This is a genomic window from Rhizobacter sp., from assembly GCF_032229685.1.
Lineage (GTDB): Bacteria > Pseudomonadota > Gammaproteobacteria > Burkholderiales > Burkholderiaceae_C > LMDS01.
This window is the reverse complement of record NZ_JAVTWP010000046.1, coordinates 25,492-49,219: the sequence shown is the minus strand read 5'-3', so window position 1 is coordinate 49,219 and position 23,728 is coordinate 25,492. Positions and strand designations below refer to the sequence as shown.

Sequence of the window (23,728 nt, the reverse complement as noted above, 5' to 3'; positions counted from 1 at the left end):
GTGGGTGCGGATCATGCCGCACGCGCGCCCTCAGGCCTGTTCTTGCGGGCCGGGCCGGGCGGCCTCGTGCAGGCGAATGTCTGGCAGCCGCGAGGCGAGCCACAGCGAGACCAGCGAAACCAGCGCGCTGACGAACATCACCTGCCGGAAGGCGCCATCACTGCCCAGCGAAGCCCCGTGGGCCGTGCGCGCGGCGTCGAGCATCGCGCCCAAGCCTTCGCCAGCGAGAGAAGTCACGCCAGCCGGCAGATGCCCGCGCAACAGCAGCAGCGCCACCGAGCTCAGCACCGCGATGCCGATCGCACCGCCGAGCAGGCGAAAGAACGCGGTGAGTGCCGTGACCGTGCCGATCTGTTCGCGTGGTACCGACTGCTGCACCGTGATCAGCGTGGTCGGCATCTGCAGGCCCATGCCGATGCCCACGACGACGAGCGCCACGGCGGCAAGCAGGCTGGTCGGCCCCGTGAAGCCGAGCGCGGCCAGGCCGAGCGGCACGAGCACCACGCCCAGGCGCTGCGCCGGCAACACACGCCCGGTGCGGTACAGCCAGCGCCCGCTCAGGAACGCGGCGGCGGGAATGGAGAGCGTCATCGGCAGCAAGTACAGCCCCGCGTCGGCGGCCGAGTAACCGGCGACCAGTTGCAGCCGCAAGGGCACCAGCACCGACAGCGCGATGAAGTTGAAGAAGCACACGAAGAGCAGTGCGCAGCACGCCACCACGGTGCGGTTGCCGAACAGCGCCATCGGCACGATCGCGTCGGGGTGGCGACGCTGCTGCACGATGAAGAGCACCAGCAGCACCAGCGCGACCGCCCAGCCGGCCGCGTTGGCCGCGTCGTTCCACGGTGTGCCCTGGCCCACGCGGGTGATCGGGATCAGGAAGGCGGTGAGGCCGCTCAGCAGCAGCAAGGCACCGGCGCCGTCGATCTTCGGCGTGCCGCGTTTCACCGGCAGCGCACCGAGCGAGCTGCGCACAAGCATCAGCGCGACCAGGCCGACCGGCAGGTTGATCCAGAAAATCCACGGCCACGACAGGTACTCGGTGAGCACGCCTCCGACCACCGGCCCGAGCATGCTCGCCACCGCCCACACGATGCTGATGTAACTCTGGTAGCGCCCGCGCTCGCGCAGCGGCACCACGTCGGCGATGACCGACTGCGCCATTGTGATCAGCCCGCCGCCGCCCGCGCCCTGCAGCACCCGCGCAAGCACCAGTTGCGGCAGCGTTTGCGCGAGCGCGCAAGCCACCGAAGCCAGCAGGAAAAGGATGATCGCGAAGCTCATCACCTTGCGCCGCCCGAACAGGTCGCTGAACTTGCCGTACAGCGGCGTGACGGCGGTCGACGCGATCAGGTAACCCGAGATCACCCACGCCATCCACTCGAAGCCGCCGAGCTGGCGTGCGATGGTGGGCACGGCAACGCTGACGATGGTCTGGTCGAGCGCGCCCAGCAGGATGGTCATCATCACGGCCGCGGTGGCGGCGCGCAGTTGCGGCGGGGTGAGTACGGGCGAGTCTGGGTTCAAGGCAAGGCGGTCCGGGAGCGAGGCGAGAGCATGCCGCAAACACGATGCCCCGGTGTCGGCCGGGGTCGCGCGCGGGACCGCTTATGCCTTGCCGCTGCCGGCCACGAGCGCGGCCATGTCGGCCGCATCGGATCCGGGGCGCTGCGCCAGGCCGCGGGCCACGCCGTCGCGGTCGGCCGCCGACCGGTTCTGGCTCGTTTTCCATTTGCCCGTGAGCGCCGTGAGTGTGATCTCGATGCCGACGATCGCCCGCTGCGTGGCCGCGATGAAGTCGGCCGGCGCGTCGCTCACCGCCCAGGGCCGGGCCTGCGTGGCTTCGTGCTCTTGCGTCAGCCGCGTGACGAAAGCGTGCACCCAGGCCGCATCGTCGATCACGCGCAACAGCCCGCGGCCCTGCACGATGCAGTAGTTCCAGGTGGGCACCACCTTGCCGTGCTCGGCCTTGCTCGGGTACCAGCCAGGCGAGATGTAGGCCTGCGGGCCCTGGAACACGACGATCGATTCGGTGTCGGTGCGGGCTTCGCGCCAGACCGGGTTGGCACGTGCCACGTGGGCACGCAGCACGCCCGAGCCACCGCGGGGGTCGGCCTCGTGGATGAAGGGGATCGGGTTGGCCTGCAGGCCGCTTTCGCCCTGCGTGATCAGCAGGCCCAGCGGGTGGTTCTGCATCAGCTGATGCAGAACCTCGGGGCGCTTTTCTTCGAAGTGGGACGGAAGGTACATGGTCGGCCCTGTGCGATGCGGGCTCGGCGAGCCACGCATCGAGTGTGCACCAGCCGCTGTCGCTGTCAGTGCAGCACGGCCCCTGCGCCTGCGGCCGGACGCGGGCGGTGCTTGTTGGCCCAACCGATCGACCAGGCCTGGAACTCGTTGGCCGGCATCGGCTTGCCCATGTGGTAACCCTGGGCTTCGTCGCATTCGAGTTCGCGCAGCAGCTCCCAGACCTTGGCGTTTTCCACGCCTTCGGCCACCACGGTCAGGCCCATGTTGTGGGCCAGGTCGATGGTCGAGCGCACGATCTTCGCGTCGTCGAGGTCGGTCTCCATGCTGAGCACGAAAGACTTGTCGATCTTGAGTTCGTCGACCGGCAGGCGCTTCAGGTAGGCGAGCGATGAGTAGCCGGTGCCGAAGTCGTCGATCGAGAGCTTGAAGCCCAGGCCGCTCAGGCGGTTCAGCGTGGCAAGCGCGCGCTGCGGGTCGTCCATGATCGCGCTCTCGGTGATCTCGAGGCAGAAGGCTTCGGCGGGCACGCGGTGCTTCACGAGCAACGCGTCGAACTTCTGCGGCAGGTCCTGGTCGAGCAGGTCGCGTGTCGAGAGGTTGACCGAGAGCACCAGCGGCAGACCTTCGGCCTGCAGCCGCAACCAATGGCGCGCAGCTTCTTCGAAGACCCACATCGTCAGGTTGCGGATGAAACCGGTCTGTTCGGCGAACGGAATGAACTCCATCGGCGGCACCAGGCCACGCTGCGGGTGCATCCAGCGCACCAGCGTTTCTGCGCCGCCCACGCGCCCGGTCTCGAGCATCAGCTTGGGCTGCAGGTACAGGCGCAACTCGCTGCGGTCGACGGCGCTGCGCAGCTCGGTGAGCAACGACAGCGTCTGCGCGCTCGCGGCGTCGATGGCGGCGTGGTACATCAACGGCCCGTCGCTCTTGCGTTTGGCCGCGTACATGGCCACTTCGGCGCGGCTGAGCAGCACGTCGGCGTCGGTCGCGTGTTCCGGCCAGCAGGCCATGCCGATGCCGGCGCCCATGTCGACGGTGTGCTCTTCGAGCGTGAGCGGCGCGTCGAACGCGCGTGTGATGCGCTGCGCGACCGAGGCCGCGAGTGCGGCGTCACCATGACGCAGCAGCACCGCGAATTCGTCGCCACCCAGGCGCGCCACGATGTCGTCGCCGCGCACGTTGTCCTGGCCGAGCCGCTCGGCCACACGCTTGAGCAGCAGGTCGCCGAAGCGGTAGCCGAGCACGTCGTTCACATGCTTGAAGCGGTCGAGGTCGAGCATCAGCACAGCCACGGTCGGGCGGGCCGCCGGGTCGGCGGCTGCGGCGGCCTGGGCCTCGGCGATGGCCGCCTGCACCGCATCGCGGAACTGCACGCGGTTGGGCAGGCCGGTCAGGCTGTCCCAGTAGGCGAGCTTCAGGATCTGCTGCTGCTTGTCGGACACGTTCACGCGCATGCGCTCGAACGATTGCGCGAGCTGGCCCAGCTCGTCGGCACGGTTCAGGCCGCCCATCGGTGTGTCGAAGTCACCGGCGCCCAGCCGGTCGGCCGACTCGGTGAGCTGGCGCAAGGGGGTGGTGACGCGCCGTGCCGTGAACACGCTGCCGAGCGCGAACCCGGCGATGCCGAGCAGCGTGATGCTGAGCAGCGCCACCTGCAGGAAGTGCGGCAGGCGCACCGCGTCGTCGATCGAGATCGAGGTGAGGGCGACCACGCCGGACTCGCCAGCGGCAGCATTCGCACCGCGTGCGGTCAACCAGCGCGGGCGCACGCCGAGTTCTTCGCCCATGGCGTCGACCGAATCCATCTGGCCCTTGGCCGGGAGCGAGAGCCAGGGCTGGCGGGCCAGCTGTTCGGCCTGGTCCTGCGGCAGGCGCGTCACGTCCACGTGCCAGGGCGCACCCGGCTCGTTGCGGCTCAGCAGCGTCAGCTTCAGGCTCTGCGCCGACATGGCCTGCATGGTGGTGACGAGCTGGTCGTCGAGCGGGAAACCCATCATCACCCAGCCGACCACGACCGGCGCCTTCATCGGCACCATCACCATCTGGTAGGGCTTGCCGCCGATCAGTGCGATCTCGCTCGCGCGGCTGCCGCCGCGCCCTTCGGCCATGGCACGCGCGCCAAGCCGGGCCACCAGCGGGCCCATGTTGGTCTGGAGCTTGCCGGTGGCCGCGCGCAGCGAGAAATCGGTGCCGTAGAGCGCCGCCTCGGTCGCCTTCACACGTCGGCTGTGATTGGCCAATGCGGAGGCGATGGTCTCGGCGTCGTTGCTGGCCACGGCTTCGCGGAAGGCGTAGTCAGCGGCCGCCACTTCGGCACCGTCGATCAGGCGCTGGGCGCGGCGTTCCACAACGCTCTGCAAGATGTTGTCGGCGAGTTCGAGTTGCTCGGGCAACTCTCGGTGGGCCTGGTTCCACAGGCTCGCCCGAATCGCCCAGAAACTCGCGATCTGCACCACCAGCAGCAGGCCCAGGAACACGACGACGATGCGTGCGCCCAGAGACTTCTTCACCCAGCCCGTGCTGCGGGACCACAGGCCGATCGCGGGCGCGTTCATGGCTCGCTGCTCACGGCCAGGCGTGCGTTGTGCTCCACGTCGGCGGCGCCGACCGTGATCGCCACGGGCGCGGGCTCGATGCCCGGGCCGAGGCCGGCATGCCACAGGCGCAGGCGGTAGTGACCCGCCGGAACGTTGTCGATGCGCACTTTGCCGTTGGCGGCGCTGCGCCCGAACCAGGGCGTGTCGGCCACGACGATCCAGGCCGCCATGTTGTCGTGGATGTTGCAGCCGAGCACGGCCACGCCGGGCTTGTCGAAGGTGACGGGTGCGTTGGGCACGCCGGCGTACAGCTTCAGCTCGAAGGTCTTGATCGGCGAAAACGAGAAGACGTGGTGGCGCACGGTGTCGAAGTTCGGAAACGTGACCTTCGTGCCCACCGTGATGAGCGTCACCCGCGGCGCGAACTGGCGCTTGGCCTGCGAGACCTCCACGTCGGCCATCGGCTTCACGGCCACCTTGCCCGCGGCCGGCTCGAGCAGCGCCACCGCGTCAAGCAGCGGCTTGCCGGCGCCATCGCTGACGCTCAGGTTCAACGCAGCGGCCTGAACGGCCAGGGCAGGGGCAGCCAGCAGAAGCCCAGCACACAGACGCGGAGCGGAACGAAAAGCAGAAATCACGGGGTCGGGTTGCACAGTGCGTGGCGATCAGGGTTGCCGGAGCTATCGGCGAACGCGCCCTTGACTTGAGTTCGTTCGACCGACGAACGCGTGCAGGGGCCCTCGCACACGATGCTGCCGCACTGGCCGGCGCCGTGCCGGCATCGCGCGGGGCACCGTGCACTTGCGACGTGCCGCAATTCACGCTGGCCGCGAGTGCGATCGACGCACACACGTTTACTCACCGCTGATTACCCCTGAACCGCGGCGCAATCGGTAGCCTGCGAGCCGATGAACGACCTTGAACCAACCCGCGTGCGCACTGCCTTGCTGGCCGAACTCTTCGGCGCCGTGCTGTTGCTGGCGGCCTGCGGCGGCGGTGGCAGCGACGAGCCGACCGCGACGGCGCCCGCGCCGTCACCAGCACCAGCACCAGCACCAGCACCAGCACCAGCACCAGCACCAGCACCGGCTGCCGCCGCCACCTGCGGCATCGCCGACTTCGCGGCCACCATGCTGGCGCGCATCAACGCCGTGCGGGCGGCGGGCGCGAACTGCGGAGTCAACGGCGTGTTGCCACCGGTGCCGGCCTTGCGCTGGAACGCCGCGCTGACCAGCGCCGCCAGCGCCCATTCGGCCGACATGGCGGCGCTGAACTACTTCTCGCACACCAGCGCCGACGGGCGCACCCTGGGCACCCGCGTCACGGCGGCGGGTTACAGCTGGAGCCGGTTGGGCGAGAACATCGCGGCGGGTTACGCCGGCATCGATTCGGTGATGAACGGCTGGGTCGACAGCGACGGCCACTGCGCGAACCTGATGAGCGCCAACTTCACCGAGGTCGGCGTGGCCTGCGTGCCCGGCACGGCGACCTCGAGCTACAACACCTACTGGACCATGGACCTGGGCAAGGCGCCTTGAGCGTTCCGTCGCCCGGCCTTCACGCGGTGGCCGCGATCACGCCACCCCCCAGGCACACCTCGCCGTCGTAGAGCACGGCCGATTGGCCCGGGGTGGCGGCCCATTGCGCCTGCTCGAAGCGCAGCTCGAACGCGCCTCCCGCAGCGCTGGCCAGCCGGCAACTGGAGTCGGCCTGGCGGTAGCGCGACTTGGCGCTCAGCGCGGCGGCCGAGGGTGCCTGGCCCGCGACCCAGCTCGCATCGTCGGCCGTGAGCAGGTGCGACTGCAGCCATGGGTGGTCGTGGCCTTGCACCACGTAGAGCGTGTTGGCCGCCATGTCCTTGCGTGCCACGAACCAGGGCGCATGCTCGTGGCCACCACGCGCCGCGCCGCGTTCCTTCAAGCCGCCGATGCCGATGCCCTTGCGCTGGCCGAGCGTGTAGAAGCTCAGGCCCACGTGCTCGCCGATCGTGCGGCCGCGGTCGTCCTTGATCGGCCCCGGCGTGTTGGCGAGGTAGCGGTTCAGGAACTCGCGGAAGGGGCGCTCGCCGATGAAGCAGATGCCGGTCGAGTCCTTCTTCTTCGCATTCGGCAGGCCCGCTTCTTCGGCGATGCGCCGCACCTCGGTCTTGGGCAGTTCACCGACCGGAAACAGGGTCTTGGCCAGCTGCGCCTGCGTGAGTCGGTGCAGAAAGTAGCTCTGGTCTTTCAGAGGGTCCAGGCCTTTGAGCAGTTCGAACTTGCCATCGCGTTCGCGCACCCTGGCGTAGTGGCCCGTGGCGATCTTGCCCGCGCCCAGCCGCAGCGCGTGGTCGAGAAAAGCCTTGAACTTGATCTCGGCGTTGCACAGCACGTCGGGGTTGGGCGTGCGCCCTGCCTGGTATTCGCGCAGGAACTCGGCGAAGACCCGGTCCTTGTAGTCGGCCGCGAAGTTCACGTGTTCGATCTCGATGCCGATCACGTCGGCCACCGCGGCCGCGTCGACGAAGTCGACGTTCGATGAGCAGTACTCGCTGTCGTCGTCGTCTTCCCAGTTCTTCATGAAGATGCCCACGACCTCGTGCCCCTGCTGCTTGAGCAACAGGGCGGTGACGGCCGAATCGACGCCGCCCGACAGGCCGACGACGACACGCTGGGGTTTCATGCCTGCAATTTTAGGTGTCGCCCCCGCGACGCGTGCGGGTAAGGCCTCCGTCCTAAGATCGCGGCGCCGACCGAAAGGCCGGCACACGTCTTCAGGGCGGGGTGGAATTCCCCACCGGCGGTGTGTGGCGCAAGCCACGAGCCCGCGAGCGCCCTTCATCTCCCGATGAAGGGGTCAGCAGATTCGGTGAGATGCCGAGGCCGACGGTTCTCCGCCGGAACGAAGCGCCTACGCAGTTGCGCAGAGCAGGCGGAGAAATGTGCCGCCTTCGCTGCACAGTTGCACAGGTGCTTCGCTTCGGCGGCACAGTCCGGATGAAAGAAGATGTGCCGATGCCGCTTGTCTGCGCTGTTCCCCCCGGCGTGGCCGAACTGCGTTTGCGCGCCCTGGAATGTTTTTCGTTCAAACGAGGAGCGTTTCAATGTCTCAACTCTCTGCCAACACCCGCCCCATGCCGCCTCGACTGAGGATCGCGCTGGACGCCATCCGCCACGGCCGCGCCGTGGTGCTGCTCGACGACGACGACCGCGAGAACGAGGGTGACCTCATCGTCGCGGCCGACCGCATCACCGTGCCGATGATGGCCACGCTGATCCGCGAGTGCTCGGGCATCGTCTGTCTGTGCATGACCGACGAAGAACTGCAGCGACTCGCGCTGCCACCCATGGTGAGTCACAACGGCAGCCGCTACGGCACAGCCTTCACCGTGTCGATCGAAGCGCGCGAAGGGGTTACCACCGGCGTGAGCGCGGCCGACCGCGTGACGACCATCCGCACCGCGATCGCCGCCGGCGCCACGGCCGCCGACCTCGTCAGCCCGGGCCATGTGTTCCCGCTGCGCGCGGCGCCCGGCGGCGTGCTCGAGCGGCGCGGCCACACCGAAGGCGCGGTCGAACTGGCGCGCCTCGCAGGCTTGCAGCCGGCGGCCGTGTTGTGCGAGCTGATGAACGAAGACGGCAGCATGATGAAAGGCGACGAGCTCGTCGCGTTCTCGCGCCGCCACGGCTACCCGATGCTGACCATCGAGGAGCTGGTGAGTTTTCGGCGCGACAGCGAGGCGGTGACGGCCTGAGCGGCCGCCGGAATCAGCGCTTGATTTCCGGCACGTAGACCGAAGCGTCGGTCGTGATCGTGTCGAGCGGGTAGCGCCGCCCGGCCACGAAGTCTTCGATGCAGCCCAGCACGTGCGGGCTGCGGTGGCGCTCACGGCTCGCACGCAGCTCGGGCAAGCTCATCCACAGCGTGCGCACGATGCCTTCGTCGAGTCGTCGGCCCGGGTCGGGTTCACCGACGCTGCCGCCGAAGGCGAAACGCACGAAGGTCACGTCTTCGCCGCGGGCCGGGCGCTGGAAGCGCGACAGGTACACGCCGACCAGCCGGTCGGGCGTGAACACGCAGGCGGTCTCTTCGAGCACTTCACGCACCACGCCCTGCAGCGGCGACTCTTCGGGGTCGAGGTGCCCGGCCGGGTTGTTGAGCTTCAGGCCTTCGGGTGTGTGCTCTTCGACGAGCAGAAAGCGGATCGTGTCGCCGTCGCGACGCTCGATGATCGCAGCGACGGTGACACTCGGTTTCCAGCGGTCGGCCATGGCCACGATGGTAGCCCGCAGCCTCGGGGTTCATCCCGGTTGCGGCGCGCTTGACCGCGGTCATTGGTGCAGGGGGCTCAAGGTACGGCAAAATCGCCCCTGTTCGAGAGTTCCAACATAAAAGCGCCTGAGGAGGCATCCATGCTCATAGGGGTACCGCTCGAGACAGCGGCCGGTGAAACGCGCGTGTCCGTCACGCCCGAAACGGCCAAGAAGCTGAAGGCGCAGGGGCACACGATCCGCGTGCAATCGGGGGCCGGCGTGGCCGCCAGCGTGACCGACGCGGCATTCGAAGCCGCTGGCGCCGAGATCACCGACGCCGCCGGCGCGCTGGGTTGCGACCTGGTGCTCAAGGTGCGGGCACCGCTGCACAGCGAACTCTCGCAAATGAAGACCGGCGCCAACCTGGTCGGCATGCTGAACCCGTTCGACACCGACGGCCTGCACCGCCTCGCGGGTGCCGGCGTCACCAGCTTCGCGCTCGAAGCGGCGCCGCGCACCACGCGTGCACAGAGCATGGACGTGCTGTCGAGCCAGGCCAACATCGCCGGCTACAAGGCCGTGATGATCGCGGCCGACCGCTACCAGCGTTTCTTCCCGATGCTGATGACGGCGGCCGGCACCGTCAAAGCGGCGCGGGTCGTGATCCTGGGTGTCGGCGTGGCCGGGCTGCAGGCCATCGCCACGGCCAAGCGCCTGGGCGCCGTGATCGAAGCGAGCGACGTGCGCCCCTCGGTGAAAGAACAGGTCGAGTCGCTCGGCGCCAAGTTCATCGAGGTCTCGTACGACACGCCCGAAGAAAAAGAAGCGGCCGAAGGCGTGGGCGGTTACGCCAAGCCGATGCCGCCGAGCTGGCTCGCGCGCCAGAGCGTCGAAGTCGCCAAGCGTGTGGCCGCGGCCGACATCGTGATCTCGACCGCGCTGATCCCGGGCCGCGCCGCGCCGGTGCTCGTGACCGAAGACATGGTCAAGTCGATGAAGCCGGGCTCGGTGATCGTCGACATCGCTGCCGGCAAGGGCGCCAACGGTGTCGGCGGCAACTGCCCGCTCAGCGAAGCCGACAAGACGGTCGTGAAGCACGGCGTCACCATCGTCGGTGAAACCAACCTCGCGGCGCTGGTGGCGGCCGACTCGAGCGCGCTCTACGCGCGCAACGTGCTCGACTTCCTGAAGCTCGTGATCACGAAAGAGGGCACGTTCCACGTGCCGATGGACGACGACATCGTGGCCGCATGCCTGATGACGCAGGCCGGTGAAGTGAAGAGGAAATAACACATGGAACTCGTCTCCCCCACCCTCACCAACCTGATCATCTTCGTGCTGGCGATCTACGTCGGTTACCACGTGGTCTGGACCGTGACCCCCGCCTTGCACACGCCGCTGATGGCCGTCACCAACGCGCTGTCGGCGGTCGTGATCGTCGGCGCCATGCTCGCGGCGGCGCTCACCGAAACCAGCCTCGGCAAGACCATGGGCGTGCTCGCCGTGGCGCTGGCCGCGGTCAACATCTTCGGCGGCTTCCTGGTCACCCGGCGAATGCTCGAGATGTTCAAGAAGAAGGACAAGAAGGTCGCCGTGAAGGAGGAAGGCAAATGAGCCTGAACCTCGTCACGCTGCTCTACCTGATCGCCAGCGTCTGCTTCATCCAGGCGCTCAAGGGCTTAAGCCACCCCACCACCTCGATCCGCGGCAATGTCTTCGGCATGACCGGCATGGCGATCGCCGCGGTCACCACGGGCGCCCTGATCGTCAAGCTCGCCGGCACCGCCAGCGGCCTGTCGTGGGTGCTGCTCGGCCTGGTGGCCGGTGGCGGTTATGGCGCCTACCGCGCCAAGACCGTCGAGATGACCAAGATGCCGGAGCTGGTGGCGTTCTTCCACAGCATGATCGGCCTGGCGGCCGTGTTCATCGCCGTGGCCGCCGTGGCCGAGCCGCACGCGTTCGCGATCGTCGCCAAGGGCGTGCCCATTCCGGCCGGCAACCGGCTCGAGCTGGCGCTCGGTGCGGCCATCGGCGCGATCACCTTCAGCGGCTCGGTGATCGCTTTCGGCAAGCTCAGCGGCACCTACAAGTTCCGCCTGTTCCAGGGCGCGCCGGTGCAGTTCAAGGGCCAGCACATCCTGAACCTGGTGCTCGGCCTGGCGCTGCTGTTCTTCATCTACGGTTTCGTCGACAGCCAGAGCTGGTTCGACTTCTACGCGCTGCTGGCGTTGGCTTTCGTGCTGGGTGTGCTGATCATCATCCCGATCGGCGGCGCCGACATGCCGGTGGTCGTCTCGATGCTCAACAGCTACTCGGGCTGGGCTGCGGCCGGCATCGGCTTCAGCCTGAACAACGCGATGCTGATCATCGCCGGCTCGCTGGTGGGCAGCTCGGGCGCGATCCTCTCGTACATCATGTGCAAGGCGATGAACCGCTCGTTCTTCAACGTGATCCTCGGCGGCTTCGGCGGCGAGGCCACGAGCGGCGGTGGTGCAGCGAAAGAGCAGCGCCCGGTCAAGAGCGGCAGCGCCGACGACGCCGCCTTCGTGCTCGGCAACGCCGAGACCGTGGTCATCGTTCCGGGCTACGGCCTGGCGGTGGCGCGCGCCCAGCACGCGGTGAAGGAGCTCGCCGCCAAGCTCACCGAGAAGGGCATCACCGTCAAGTACGCGATCCACCCGGTGGCCGGGCGCATGCCGGGCCACATGAACGTGCTGCTGGCCGAAGCCGAAGTGCCCTACGACCAGGTGCACGAGATGGAAGACATCAACGGCGAATTCGGCCAGGCCGACGTGGCGATCATCCTCGGCGCCAACGACGTGGTGAACCCGGCCGCCATGATCAAGGGCAGCGCGATCTACGGCATGCCCATCCTCGAGGCCTACAAGGCCAAGACCATCATCGTCAACAAGCGCTCGATGGCGGCGGGTTACGCCGGCCTCGACAACGAACTCTTCTACATGGACAAGACCATGATGGTGTTCGGCGACGCGAAGAAGGTGGTCGAAGACATGGTCAAGGCGATCGAGTAGTGCAGCGAGCGGCGCCCTCGGGCGCCGCGCCTCGCGCCTACTTCGAGATCGTCACCTTGAAGACCCTCTCGGTGGCGTTCTTGTCCGAACGCGTCGTGTAGTAGTCGGCCCCGGCCTTCACCACGTAACGGCACCATTCTTCGGTGGGGTTCCTGCGCCACTCGATCAGCACGCAGTAGCGCCCGTCTTCCGAGATGTGCCACTTGCCCGATGCTGTGCTGTTGAAGCCGGCCTGGTCGCGGTTGTCCGACGAGACGATGAAGGTGCCGTCGGCATCGTTCTTCCAGGCGTTGGTGTTGCCTTTGCCGGTGAGGCGGCTCATCTTGGCGCCGGGCAGCAGCTGCGTCAGTTCGTCCTTGGTGAGCGTGACCCGGCCTGCGGCATCGAGGTCGCGCAGCACCGCGGTGGCCTCTTGGGCCTGTGCTGCGGCCGAGGCCAGGGCGCAAAGGGAAAGTGCGGCCAGCGGGCCGGCGAATTGTCGGGTGAGTGAGTTCATCTTCATTTCCTTTCAGGGGGCGAGGGTGATGGTCACGATGAAGACCGGGTGTCCGTGATCGAGCGAGCGCATGCCGGGGGCGGCTACAGCGTCACCGTCACGGTGACCGTCATGGCGCCGAAGCGGCCGTTCATCCAGGTGTAGCCGCTGTCGGGGCCGCCGCCGGTCTCGCGGCTGACGGTGCCGCTGAGGCCCGACAAGCCCGACCAGTACACGCCACCCTTGTCGATCACGCTGCCCAGGCTGGTCGGCGTGAAGCCACGCGTGCTGGGGAACGGAACGCCGCCCCGCACGTCGGGCGTCGGGCTTTCCAGCAGCACGCTGTAGCTCTTGGCGCCGGCCACCTTCGGGATCACGACGTAGGCGGCGACCGAGAAGCCGGTTTCGTTGGTCGGTGAACCACCCGGCCCGCACCGCCCGCAGACGTAGGGCTCGTAGGTCGTGTCGATGGTCCAGCCGCCTGTGAGCTTGAGCGTCTTCAGGCCCTTCTTCACGTTGAGCGTCGTACTGACCGGCTGGCACTCGAAGGTGCGGGCGGGCATGCCGTAGGCCGCGGGCACCGACAGCGTGGCGCGCACCGTGACGGTCGATGCGCCTTCGTTGGCGCCCGACTTGAACGTGACCTGGCTGTCGGCCGGGTTCGAGTCGGCCGCCACTTCGGCGAGCGAGCCAACGCCAGAGTGCGACCAGGTCCAGGCCACGGTGCTGCCGTAGGGCACGTTCTCCTTGAACGCCGCGATCAGGCCGAAGTCGGTGTCGTTCGGCACGTCGGTCGGGCCTGGCGGGTTGATGCGCAGGTTGAAGGGCTTCTTGAAGTTCACCGTGGAGCTCACGGTGCCGATCAGCTCGGCCGGTTTGCCCGAGCCGATCGGCTCGAAGTAGGCCGTCACGGTGATCGTTTCCGGGCCGGCGCCGTCGTCCAGCGTTGTTGCCAGGTAATCGGTGGTCGCGTTGGCGTTGCTGGTGCTGAACCGGTTCTTCTCTTGCGCCGCACCGTCGACGCCGTTGCGCTTGAACAGGTCGCCGTACAGGCCGGTGCAGACCCAGTCGAAGCGGAACGAACCCTTCTCGTTGCCGTAGATGTCGTTGTCGTTGTCGACGATCTCGGCCTTGATCGGGTAGACCACGCCCGTGTCTTTCACCTCGAATGGCGCCGGGTTCAGCCGCAGCTTCGGCTTCGTGACCTTCACGTCCCAGGTCTCGAGCAGCTTGCTGCTGCCGATGTCGATCGCCGCGCGCAGCTTGCCCACGTTGCCCAGAATCGTGTCGACCGTGCCGAGCGCCTTCATCGCGACGCCGATGCCCGCGAAGGCCAGGTTCTCCTTGTCGAAGTGGACGAGCTTGTCCTTGCCGTCGGCGCCCTTGCCCACGTTCCACGAGTACTTGCGCTCGCCGGCGTCGTTGGCATCGCCTTCGAGAAAATTCAACAAGGCCTCGCCGTTGGCGACGCTGAGTTTTTCGTAGGCGATGTACTTCAGCAGCAGAAGCAGCATGCTGATCGAGAACTTGCTGAGCGCCGGCAGCGAGACCGGTTGGGCACGCCCCGGCACCGGCACGTCGACGAACACCACGAGGTGGGTGCGCGCAATTTCCGTGAGTGCGGCCACCACACCGTACTCGGGATACGTTTTCGTATCCTTGAGTTTGGCGACGATCGGCGGCAGCGTCGTGCTCAGCACGCCCAGCAACTGGCCCATCAGTGCGATCTGGAGTTTCTGCTTCCATTCGCGCGGCCCCGCGCCGCCGCCCACGTCGCTCACCTTGCCACCGAGCCACGACATGAACATCGGCATCAGCAGGTCGATCATCAGTGTCTGCAGGCCGAGGTTCTCGGGGCTGAACAGGCTGATGTCGATCTTCAGCTTCTCTTCGTAAGTGAGCTTGTCGAACGCGGCCTGGTCGTAGCCGAGCTTCGAGTTGCCCGCCATCAGCACGGTGGTGCTGAAGTTCGTGTTGCGTGCGCCTTCCGGCGAGAGCACGAGCGTCGTCTCGGCGGTCTTCGAAAAAGCGAGGCCGGTGTCGTCGCCCGCGTAGAGCGCGGTCGTCACCGAGCCGATGATGCTGCTGGCGCTGTCGAAGGCCGGCAACATCGGAATGTCGCCCGAGACGACGACCGTGCGGCCGGCATCGGGCACCACGCTGCCGTCGGCCGCGACGTGGCCTTCGCGGTGCACCACGTACCAGGCGCGGCGCAGCTTCTCGTTCTGCACATAGATCGTGTTGAGCGCCTCGGCGATGACCGGCTGCACGCCGCTGGCAGGGTTCGGCGGGTTGACGCCGATGCCGTAAGGCCGAGCCCGCTCTGCGGAGGGCGTGGCCGTCGCGGCCGCGGGCAGCAGCGTGCGCACGGCGTCGACGAGCGCAGCGTCGATGGCGCGGTTGCTGCCGGCCACCGCGTAGACGTCGGCGGCCAGCTCGGCCGCGATCACATCCGCCAGCGTGGCGGCAGCCGTGCTCGCGTGGACCTCGGCGATCCAGGCGCGGCTGGTCGAGCCTTCGACCCACTCGGTGCCGAGCGCGAACGCGATCAGCGCCGTGGCGGTGCTGCGTGCCGACAGCGGCGGCAGGCCGTCGCCCACGAAACCGAACAGCAGCGGCAGCTTGTCCGCCGTGTAGAGCGTGGCGAGCTGCGGGCCGGCAAAGGCGACGCGCAGCGTCGCCGTTCCTGCGCTCATGACCCCGAACCCGCCGAGCAGCGTGTGTGCCGCCAGCCCGCCGGCAGGCACCGTCACACCGGCGGGCAGCTCGACGCCGACCGTCACCTCGGTGAATCCGGTGTCGCCGGCGAAGGCCCGGCCGCTGTCGTGCAGGCTGTTGTCGGAAGCCGCCTCGGTGCTGCCGCCGTCATCACCCCCGCCGCCGCAACCGATCAGCGCCAATGGCGTGGACAGCGCCAGTCCACTCGGCAAGCCCAGCAGCAGCTTGCGCCGCAGCGGGTTCAGGGGTTGGTCGATCTCGTGGTGCTTCATGTGCTCGCTCCGTTTCGTCGAAGGCCCGATGCGGGCCGGTGCAACGAAGGATCGGAGCCGAGCGTTAGGCGAACGCTAGCGGCGCAGCGCTGAAATCGTTAGTGGCGACGTTTTTTTGCGGCTGACTTCGCGCTTGAACCCCCCTCAACCCCGGGGGAACGCGATGGAGGGGCGCGCCGTGCTCGCGTCAGGCGGCGGCGAGCAGAACCTTGCCCACCAGCGCCATCACTGCGCTGGTCTGCTCGCGCAGCGCTGTCGTCGAAGGCGATGTGGCGGCGGTGGCCACCACCAGCTTCAATTCGGGCGCCAGCAGCGCGAACTGGCCGCCATAACCCCAGGCCCAGGCGATGCGGTGGCCATGCAACTGCCCGGTGAACCACAGCAGGCCGTAGCCGATGTCGGTGACGGCGCCGACCCGCCATGTCGCCGGGCCTTGTGGCGCCAGGCTCTCGTTCACCCATGATTCGGGCAGCACCTGCGCACCGTGCCAGCGGCCGCCGTCGGCCATCAGCGCTGCGAGCTTGAGCAGGTCGCGCGGGCGAAGGGCCAGGCCCGCCGGAGCCACCGGGTGGCCGTCACGGTCACGCCGCCACTCGAAGCGATGGATGCCGAGCGGCTCGAACAGCTGGTGTTGCGCCAGCGCCGCCAGGTCGGCGCCCTGCGCCCGTTCGACGATCGGCGAAATCAGCGCGACCAGCGCGTCGTTGTAAGACCAGCCCGGCGCCGGCACCGGCTCGGCCGGGCGCTCGAGGGCCCAGCGCGCCAGCGGTTTGGCGCGGGCGAGCTGGCCGTACTGCATCGGGTCGAATGCCAGGCCGGATCGGCCCGCCAGCAGCTGGCGCAGGGTGACGGGCGCCATCGGCGACCCGGGCACCTCGGCCACCGCTTCGGGAATGAGCTGAGCCACGGTTTCGTCCAGGCTCTTGATACGGCCGTCGCGCAGCGCCAGGCCCACGAGCATCGAACACACGCTCTTGGTGGCCGAGTTGATCGCCTGCAAGTCGTCGGCTTGGCTGCCGCCGTAGTAACGCTCGGCCACCAGCATGCCGTGGCGCGCGACCAGCAGCGCGCGCAGCCCCGGCAGGGCTTCGCCGGCCCGCAAGGCTTCGGCCACGGCGTCGGGCCGCAGCCCCGTCGACTCGGGTGGCGCGGTGGGCCAATCCGGCGCGGCAGCCAGGGAAAGGTCGGCCGCCAGCGTGGCGCCGGCGATCACGATGTTGCGTCGGGTCATCACCGGGGTTCCATTCAGTTCAGCGCCACAGGGTCGAGACTCAAGGCGACCGCTTGCGACAACGAGAGCCGCTCGCCTTCGGCCCACAGCGCCTCGACGCGCGCGCTGCCGATCTGGCAGGCCGCGAGCCGGCGCACGCGCCGCAGGTCGTGCCGGTCGCGGGTGGTCAGTTCGCCGAAGCGCGCGCACCAGAACGCGGCGGCGAAGGCCGCGAGGCGCGCCGCGTTCTCGGGCTGGTGCAGATGCGCCAGCGCGCGGGGCAGGTTCCACAGGCCGTGGGCCAGGTCGAACGAGGCCATGCTGGCCCAGGCCACGCGGATGCACTCGCGGTAGTCGGCCACGGCCTGCGGCCAGTCGTGCAGCTCGCTGTGGGCATTGCCCTTGACGTTGAGCGATTGGCTCAGGCGCCGCCAGTCGTGCAGCTCGCGGGCGCTGGCGATGATCGGCGCCAGGCGTTGCAGCGAAGCTTCGTGGCGCTTCGCGTTCTGCGCACACACGGCCAGGTTGTAGCGCCCGCTGTTGATCGCGTGTTCGTTGCCCTGCTGTTCCCACAGCGCCAGCGCCTGCGCGTGCAGACGCTCACCTTCGACGTGGTCATGGTGGTGCGCGTTGGTGACGAAGCCCCGCAACGCGAGCAGGCTGGCGCGCAACTCGGGCTCGCTGCCCGGCACGGCGAGCGACTGTGCTTCGTCGAGCAGCGGCTCGACCTGCTCGGCGCGCCGCGCGCTGCGCCAGCGCACCCGCGCCAACGAGTGCAAGGCGCGGGCGCGCTGGCCGGCGCCGAGCGCCGTGCACTGCACGCCGAGTTCGGCGTGGCGCAGCGCAGCCTCGCCCTGGCCGGCGGTGAACAGCATCGGGCCGAGCACCGCATGGCCGCGCGCCTGCAAGACCGGGTCGGCGCACTGCGCGACAGCGGCCTGCGCCTGGGCCAGGCCTTCCGCGGGCCATTCGACGTCTTCGACACAACGGCGCAGCGCCAGCAGCAAGTGGATCGCGTCTTCGGGCGCGTGGTCGGCCAGGGCGCTCGCCAGCGCCGCCATCAGGTTCGGCAGTTCGGTGCGCAGCTCGGCCAGGGGTGGCGTGCGCGGCAAGGCCTGCGCCCAGCCCACGGCCCAGGTGCGCAGCCGGGCCCGCCAATGGCTCGCCTCGGGCGGCGGCAGGCGTGCGGCCGCGTATTCGCGGATCGGCGGGTACAGGCCGAAACGCAGTGCTTCATCGGTGCCGGCGTGGGTGTGGACCAGCGAGTTCGCCACCAACTCGTCGAGCAACAACTGCGCGTCGAAAGGCTCGTCGGCCACGAGTGCCGCGGCCGAGGCGGCGGTGAAGCCGTCGGGGAACACGGTCAAGGCACAAAGCAGCCGCGCCTGCGCCGGGCCGAGCAGTTCCCAGCTCCATTCGATGACCCGTTGCATCGACGCGTGGCGCGAATCGAGCGCGCCCCGCGGGCCGCTGCGCGAGAGCAGGTCGAGCCGTGGCGTGCCGGCACCGCGCAGCCGCGCGAGCATGTCGGCCGGCGCGATGCTGCGCACGCGTGATGCGGCCAGCTCGATCGCCAGCGGCATGCCGTCGAGCGCACGCACCAGCTCGACCAGCGCCGCGCCGTTGCGCGCGCTGAAGTGGAAGTCGGCGCGCACCGCGCGGGCGCGTTCGATGAAGAGTGCGATCGCCGGGTTGCCCGCCGCGTTGCCGGCATCGGCACCCGCGGGCGGCAGCTCGAGCGCGGCCACCGCCAGCTCACGTTCACCGTCGAGGCCGAGCGCGCGGCGCGACGTGACGACCACGTGCAGCGCCGGCAACAGCCCGACGAGCTGGGCGACGAGGTCTTGGGCCTGGCCGACGAGCTGCTCGAAGTTGTCGAGCAGCAGCAGCGCGCGGCGCCCGGCGAGCGCATCGGTCAGCGCGAGCAGCGGGTCATCACCGCGCGGCGCGATCTGCAGCGCGCTGGTGAGCGCGTCGCAGGCCTGCGCGCGGGTGCTGCAGGCGGCCAGCGGCACGAAGGCGATCAGGTCGAAGGGCGCGAGCGCTTCGGCGGCCGGCACCGGCCAGCCGGCGTTGTCGCGCAGCGAATGCGCCATCTCGACCGCCAGCCGTGTCTTGCCGCTGCCGCCCGGGCCGATCAGGGTGACCAGGCGGTGCGCCAGCACCAGGCCGCGCAGCCGGGCCGCCTGCTCGTCGGCGCCGAACACGCGGGTGAGGTAGGTGGGCAGCGAAATGCGGGCGCCGCTCGGGGGGGCGGGCGTGGGCGTCGTGACCGATGCAGGCTCCGTCGCCGGCGCTTCTGCCAGCCGGTCGTGCAGCGCGGCCAGGCGCAGGCGCTCTTCGTCGATCCAGTCGTCGTAGAAACCGGGCAGCAGCTCGCCGCGGTACAGCGCGCGCGCGGCGGCGGCCTGGCCGGCCCGGGCGGCGCGCTCGAAGCGGATGGCGTCGCAGCTCAGGCTGCCGGGCACGACGCGCACGCTGATGCGGTCGGCCGTCAAGACCGGCTGGGGTGGCAGCCGGCCGGCCGGTTCGAGAACACCTTTCAGCGTGGACAAGGCCTGGCGCAGCCGGTTTCGGCCGACGTCGAGCGCCACGCCGGGCCACAGCAGCTCGATCAGTTCTTCGCGCGGGTGCGCACGGTCGGGCGCCAGGGCCAGGCGCGCGAGCAGTGCGGTGACGGCCCGGCTCGGCAGGCGCGACAGGGTCTGGGTGCCGTCGCCCAGGCTCAGGCCACCGAGCAGGCGAACGTGCCACAGCGCCGGCAATTCGTGGTCTGCAGGCGCTGCGGAGTCGGTTCGTGGGGCGGCGAGCGGCGCGTCGGGCCGGGAGACAAGGTTCATCGCGTCCAAGGCATGCACCGGGGGCGGCGCACTGCAATTCTAGGGATGCGCCCCCTTGCAGCGTCATCCCCGAAACCGGGGCGACTTCAGGGCCAACCTTCGAGCGTGGCGAGCACGCCGCGTTGCCGAAGGCTGGCGAGTTGCCGCGCGACCGCCTCGACGAAACGGGGCTCGCGACCGAGCGCGCCGAAGACCGGCTCGAACGACGTGAAGCCTGCGACCGTGGCCTGCACCGAACCGGCGGCCTCAGCGCGCGATAGTTCGGCGGCGAGGGCGGGCGCGAGCGGGTCCTGGATCTCGTGCCGCGCGCCCGATTCGTCGACGCCCCGCAGGTAGTGCAGCCACGCCGCGACCGCGAGCGCCAGGCGCTCGATCGGTGCACCGGCCGCGAGCCGGTCGCGCACGCTGCCGAGCAGGCGTTGCGGCAGCTTCTGCGAGCCGTCCATCGCGATCTGGCGGGTCTGGTGTTGCAGCGCCGGGTTGGCGAAACGTTGCAGCAAGCGGGCGCGGTAGGCGTCGAGGTCGAGGCCGGCGAGCGTGGGCAGCGTCGGCGCGATCTCCTCAAGCATCAGCGCGTCGAGGTAGCGGCGCAGTGCCGGTTGGGCGACCGCCCGGTCGACGGTGCGCCAGCCGGCCATCGCGCCGAGGTAGGCGAGCGCCGAGTGCGCCCCGTTGACCATGCGCAGCTTGAGCGTCTCGAAGGGTTTGGCGTCAGTGACAAAACGGGCGCCGCCATGCTGCCACTCAGGGCGGCCGGCGGCGAAACGGTCTTCGATCACCCAGTCGAAAAACGGCTCGCCGACGACGGGCCAGGCGTCTTGCAGGCCGAGCCGGGCCGAGATGCTTTCGCGGTCGGCGTCGGTGGTGCGCGGCACGATGCGGTCGACCATCGAACACGGGAAGCTGCAGTGTGCTTCGATCCACTCGGCGAGCGCCGGGTCGACGCTGCGGGCGTGCGCGAGCAGCCGCTCGCGCAGCACCTCGCCGTTGCTCGGCAGGTTGTCGAGCGACATCAGCGTGATGCCGCCCTCGCTGCGTGCGAAGCGCAACGCGAGGCCCTGGCTCAGCACGGCGATCGTGCTGCCGGGTTCGGTGCCGAGGTAGCCTTTCTCGGTCACGGTGAGGCTGACGATGCGCGTCGCGTTGCTCGCGATGCGCTCGTGCACCGCAGCCGGGTCTTCGGTCGCGACCAGCAGCTCGCGCAGCACGTGGATCACCTGCAGGCGTTCGCGCGGCACAGCGTGTTCGTCGGCATCGCGGATCGCGAGCGTGTACAGGCCTTGCTGCGGCGCGAGCGCGTCGCGGGTTTCGGCGCTGCGCAGCGACACGCCGGTGATGCCCCAGCGCAGGTCGCCGGTGGCGAGCATCGCTGCTTCGGTCGCCTGCGCCATGTGGGCGCGCTGGAACGCGCCGACCCCGAGGTGCACGATGCCGCTCGCGAGCAGGGCGCGGTCGTAGGGCGCTTCGACGGCGCCGGGCTGCAGGCGCTGCACGCTCATCGCCTCACCAGTTCCACAGCGTGCCGTCGTGCTGCAGCCGGTTCACCGGCAGGTAGGCGCGCTGGTAGGGGTACTTCGCGGCCAGCGCTTCGTCGATCGTCACGCCGTGGCCAGGCACGTCACCCGGGTAAAGCATGCCGTCGTTGAACGTGTACGCGTGCGGGAACACGGCGTCGGTTTCGTCGGTGTGGCGCATGTATTCCTGGATGCCGAAGTTCGGCACCCACAGGTCGAAGTGCAGCGCCGCACCCATGCACACCGGTGACAGGTCGGTCGCGCCGTGGCAGCCGGTGCGCACCTGGTACAGCGAGGCGAGGTCGGCGATGCGGCGCAGGTGCGTGATGCCGCCCGCATGCACGACCGTCGCGCGGATGTAGTCGATGAGCTGGTGCTCGATCAGGTCCTTGCAGTCCCAGATCGTGTTGAAGATCTCGCCGACCGCGATCGGCGTGGTCGTGTGCTGGCGGATCAGTTGGAAGGCCTCCTGGTTCTCGGCCGGCGTCGCATCTTCCATCCAGAACAGGTTGAAGGGTTCGAGCGACTTGCCCAGGCGCCCGGCCTCTATCGGCGTGAGGCGGTGGTGCACGTCGTGCAGCAAGTGGATGTCGTCGCCGACAGCATTGCGCACCGCTTCGAAGAGCTTGGGCGTGTGGTTCAGGTACTTCGAGGTCGACCAGTCGTGCTCGCTCGGCAAATCCGAATCGGCCGGTTCGTAGAACATCGTGCCGCGGCCCACGCCGTAGACCTTCTCCAGCCCCGGCACGCCGCTCTGCGCGCGGATCGCCTTGTAGCCCTCGGCCTTGTAGCGCAGCACCTCGTCGACGGTGTGTTCGATGTCGCTGCCGTTGGCGTGGCCGTAGACCATCACGCCGGTGCGGCTCTTGCCGCCGAGCAGCTGGTACAGCGGCAGGTTCGCAGCCTTGGCCTTGATGTCCCAGAGCGCCGTGTCGACGGCCGCGATCGCGCTCATCGTCACCGGCCCGCGGCGCCAGTACGCGCCCTTGTAGAGGTACTGCCAGATGTCTTCGATCTGGTGCGCGTCGCGGCCGATCAGGCACGGGATCACGTGCTCGGTGAGGTAGGCCGCGACCGCGAGTTCACGGCCGTTCAACGTGGCGTCGCCGATGCCGGTGAGGCCTTCGTCGGTCTCGATCTTCAGCGTGACGAAGTTGCGGCCGGGGCAGCAGACGATGACTTTGGCGTTGGTGATCTTCATGTTCGTTCTTCTCGAAAGAGGTTCAGCCGTTCCAGCCCAGGTGGCTCAGGAAATCGCGCGTGCGTTCGGCATGCGGCGCGTCGAAGATCTGTTCGGGCGGGCCTTGCTCGACGACCTTGCCGTGGTCGAACACCACGACCCAGTTCGCCACGCGCCGCGCGAAGCTCATCTCGTGCGTGACCACGACCATGGTCATGCCTTCTTCAGCCAGGCGCTTCATCACGTTCAGCACCTCGCCGATGGTCTCGGGGTCGAGCGCCGAGGTGGGCTCGTCGAACAGCATCACCTCGGGCTCCATCGCCAGCGCGCGCGCGATCGCGACGCGCTGCTGCTGGCCACCCGACAGGCCGCTCGGAAAGTTGTGCGCCTTCGCCGCGAGGCCGACCTTCTCGAGCAGCGCCATCGCGCGTTGGCGGGCTTCGTTCTCGTTCATGCCGAGCACGGTGACCGGGCCGATCGCCACGTTGTCGAGCGCGCTCTTGTGCGGGAAGAGCTCGAAGTTCTGGAACACCATGCCCATCTTCTGCCGCACCTTGCGCGCTTCGCGTTCGTCGGTGGGCAGCGGCACACCGTCGATCAGCACGCGCCCGCCGCTCAAGGTTTCGAGCGCGTTCGTGCAACGCAGCAGCGTCGACTTGCCCGAGCCCGACGGCCCGATCAGGCACATCACCTCGCCCTTGTTGACCTGCACGTCGACGCCGTCGAGCGCGACGAAATCGCCGTAGAGCTTGCGCACGTTCTCGTACACGACCACGGGCGGCTCGTTGGCACCTTTGCGTGTCATTCCTTGACCTCGAATTTCTTCTGAACCCAGTCGACCAGCTTGGCCTGCGGGTAACCCATCAGCCAGTAGATGACGGCCATCGCGGTCAGCATCTCCAGCACGCGAAAGCTCTGCGAGCGGATCTGCAAGGCCACGTGGGCGAGCTCGCCGACCGCGATCACCGAGACCAGCGAGGTGTCCTTGAACAGCGAGACCCAGGTGCTCGCGAGCACCGGCAGCACGCGCCGCCAGGCCTGCGGGATCACGACGGTCTTCATGGCCTGCCAGCGGCTCATGCCGACCGACATCGCCGCTTCGAGCTGGCCCTTGCGGATCGAGTTGATGCCGGCACGAAAGGTCTCGGCGTTGTAGGCCGCCACGTTCAGGCACAAGGCCACCAGCCCGGTCGTGAAGGCAGAGAACTGGATGTGCAGCAGCACCGGCATCACGTAGAAAGCCCAGTACACGACCAGGATCAGCGGCAGGTTGCGAAAGAACTCGACGAACCACTGGCTCGCGGTGGCAAGCACTTTCGAGTTCGACAAGCGCATCAGCGCGAGCACGATGCCGGCCGGCACCGCGACCGCCATCGTCAGCACCGTGAGCAGCACGGTCAGCATCGCGCCGTGCATCAGGTCGTCGCGGTGGGTCCAGATGATCGACCAGTCGAGGTTCATCGGC

Annotated in this window: 19 protein-coding genes and 1 riboswitch; of the genes, 5 read left to right on the top strand and 14 right to left on the bottom strand. The window is 68.7% G+C overall.

Features of this window, described 5'->3' with window-relative positions; translation table 11 throughout:
- Window positions 1-30: 30 nt before the first annotated feature.
- From AC30PD_RS23075 to AC30PD_RS23060, 4 genes are all read right to left on the bottom strand, one after another.
- Window positions 31-1,527, bottom strand: coding sequence for an MDR family MFS transporter (locus AC30PD_RS23075; protein ID WP_489538048.1), 1,497 nt, complete (start codon window positions 1,525-1,527; stop codon window positions 31-33).
- Between the two features lie 81 nt (window positions 1,528-1,608).
- Window positions 1,609-2,250: an FMN-binding negative transcriptional regulator gene (locus AC30PD_RS23070; RefSeq protein ID WP_489538047.1), complete on the bottom strand. Its 642-nt coding sequence runs from the start codon at window positions 2,248-2,250 to the stop codon at window positions 1,609-1,611.
- Between the two features lie 65 nt (window positions 2,251-2,315).
- A complete protein-coding gene (locus AC30PD_RS23065; protein WP_489538046.1) occupies window positions 2,316-4,808 on the bottom strand; it encodes a bifunctional diguanylate cyclase/phosphodiesterase in 2,493 nt (830 codons plus the stop codon).
- Window positions 4,805-5,344: a methylamine utilization protein gene (locus AC30PD_RS23060; protein ID WP_489538045.1), complete on the bottom strand. Its 540-nt coding sequence runs from the start codon at window positions 5,342-5,344 to the stop codon at window positions 4,805-4,807. Before AC30PD_RS23060 ends, AC30PD_RS23065 begins: the two co-directional genes overlap by 4 nt.
- 354 nt (window positions 5,345-5,698) lie before the next feature.
- Between AC30PD_RS23060 and AC30PD_RS23055 the strand changes: the two genes are divergently transcribed.
- Window positions 5,699-6,328 (top strand): CAP domain-containing protein, encoded by a 630-nt coding sequence (locus AC30PD_RS23055; protein WP_489538044.1) that lies wholly within the window; start codon window positions 5,699-5,701, stop codon window positions 6,326-6,328.
- Window positions 6,329-6,347: 19 nt separating this feature from the next.
- Here AC30PD_RS23055 and mnmA read toward each other — a convergent pair whose 3' ends face one another.
- Window positions 6,348-7,451, bottom strand: a complete 1,104-nt coding sequence (mnmA, locus tag AC30PD_RS23050) for a tRNA 2-thiouridine(34) synthase MnmA (RefSeq protein WP_489538043.1) — start codon at window positions 7,449-7,451, stop codon at window positions 6,348-6,350.
- An 83-nt stretch (window positions 7,452-7,534) separates the two neighbouring features.
- A riboswitch (FMN riboswitch) is annotated at window positions 7,535-7,681 on the top strand.
- 161 nt (window positions 7,682-7,842) lie between these two features.
- On the opposite strand from mnmA, the gene ribB reads away from it, so the two are divergent.
- On the top strand, window positions 7,843-8,523 hold the full coding sequence (gene ribB, locus AC30PD_RS23045; protein WP_489538042.1) for a 3,4-dihydroxy-2-butanone-4-phosphate synthase: 681 nt from the start codon (window positions 7,843-7,845) through the stop codon (window positions 8,521-8,523).
- 13 nt (window positions 8,524-8,536) lie between these two features.
- On the opposite strand, the gene AC30PD_RS23040 is transcribed toward ribB, so the two are convergent.
- Window positions 8,537-9,040: an NUDIX hydrolase gene (locus tag AC30PD_RS23040; RefSeq protein WP_489538041.1), complete on the bottom strand. Its 504-nt coding sequence runs from the start codon at window positions 9,038-9,040 to the stop codon at window positions 8,537-8,539.
- Between the two features lie 141 nt (window positions 9,041-9,181).
- Here AC30PD_RS23040 and AC30PD_RS23035 point away from each other — a divergent pair, with 141 nt between their 5' ends.
- Genes AC30PD_RS23035 through AC30PD_RS23025 form a run of 3 tightly spaced genes read left to right on the top strand, consistent with a single transcriptional unit; the run spans window position 9,182 to window position 12,054 of the window.
- Window positions 9,182-10,312: a Re/Si-specific NAD(P)(+) transhydrogenase subunit alpha gene (locus tag AC30PD_RS23035; RefSeq protein WP_489538040.1), complete on the top strand. Its 1,131-nt coding sequence runs from the start codon at window positions 9,182-9,184 to the stop codon at window positions 10,310-10,312.
- 3 nt (window positions 10,313-10,315) lie between these two features.
- A complete protein-coding gene (locus tag AC30PD_RS23030) occupies window positions 10,316-10,636 on the top strand; it encodes an NAD(P) transhydrogenase subunit alpha part 2 (RefSeq protein ID WP_489538039.1) in 321 nt (106 codons plus the stop codon).
- Complete coding sequence (locus tag AC30PD_RS23025; RefSeq protein WP_489538038.1) at window positions 10,633-12,054, top strand: NAD(P)(+) transhydrogenase (Re/Si-specific) subunit beta; 1,422 nt, start codon at window positions 10,633-10,635, stop codon at window positions 12,052-12,054. The genes AC30PD_RS23030 and AC30PD_RS23025 overlap by 4 nt, the downstream gene beginning before the upstream one ends.
- Before the next feature lie 37 nt (window positions 12,055-12,091).
- Here AC30PD_RS23025 and AC30PD_RS23020 read toward each other — a convergent pair whose 3' ends face one another.
- The 8 genes from AC30PD_RS23020 to AC30PD_RS22985 all read right to left on the bottom strand — a co-directional run bounded on the left by AC30PD_RS23020 (window position 12,092) and on the right by AC30PD_RS22985 (window position 23,724).
- Entirely contained in the window at window positions 12,092-12,550 is a 459-nt protein-coding gene (locus AC30PD_RS23020; RefSeq protein WP_489538037.1) for a DUF995 domain-containing protein, read from the bottom strand.
- 83 nt (window positions 12,551-12,633) lie between these two features.
- A complete protein-coding gene (locus AC30PD_RS23015) occupies window positions 12,634-15,519 on the bottom strand; it encodes a hypothetical protein (protein ID WP_489538036.1) in 2,886 nt (961 codons plus the stop codon).
- Window positions 15,520-15,706: 187 nt separating this feature from the next.
- Complete coding sequence (locus AC30PD_RS23010) at window positions 15,707-16,750, bottom strand: serine hydrolase domain-containing protein (RefSeq protein WP_489538035.1); 1,044 nt, start codon at window positions 16,748-16,750, stop codon at window positions 15,707-15,709.
- Window positions 16,751-16,764: 14 nt separating this feature from the next.
- Entirely contained in the window at window positions 16,765-19,569 is a 2,805-nt protein-coding gene (locus AC30PD_RS23005; RefSeq protein ID WP_489538034.1) for an ATP-binding protein, read from the bottom strand.
- Window positions 19,570-19,655: 86 nt separating this feature from the next.
- Complete coding sequence (locus AC30PD_RS23000) at window positions 19,656-21,068, bottom strand: mannitol dehydrogenase family protein (protein WP_489538033.1); 1,413 nt, start codon at window positions 21,066-21,068, stop codon at window positions 19,656-19,658.
- A gap of 4 nt (window positions 21,069-21,072) precedes the next feature.
- Window positions 21,073-22,284 carry a D-mannonate dehydratase ManD gene (gene manD / locus AC30PD_RS22995; RefSeq protein WP_489538032.1) on the bottom strand — a complete coding sequence of 404 codons (1,212 nt, stop codon included), beginning with the start codon at window positions 22,282-22,284 and terminating at the stop codon, window positions 21,073-21,075.
- A 22-nt stretch (window positions 22,285-22,306) separates the two neighbouring features.
- On the bottom strand, window positions 22,307-23,068 hold the full coding sequence (locus AC30PD_RS22990) for an amino acid ABC transporter ATP-binding protein (protein WP_489538031.1): 762 nt from the start codon (window positions 23,066-23,068) through the stop codon (window positions 22,307-22,309).
- Window positions 23,065-23,724: an amino acid ABC transporter permease gene (locus tag AC30PD_RS22985; RefSeq protein WP_489538030.1), complete on the bottom strand. Its 660-nt coding sequence runs from the start codon at window positions 23,722-23,724 to the stop codon at window positions 23,065-23,067. Before AC30PD_RS22985 ends, AC30PD_RS22990 begins: the two co-directional genes overlap by 4 nt.
- Window positions 23,725-23,728: the final 4 nt, after the last annotated feature.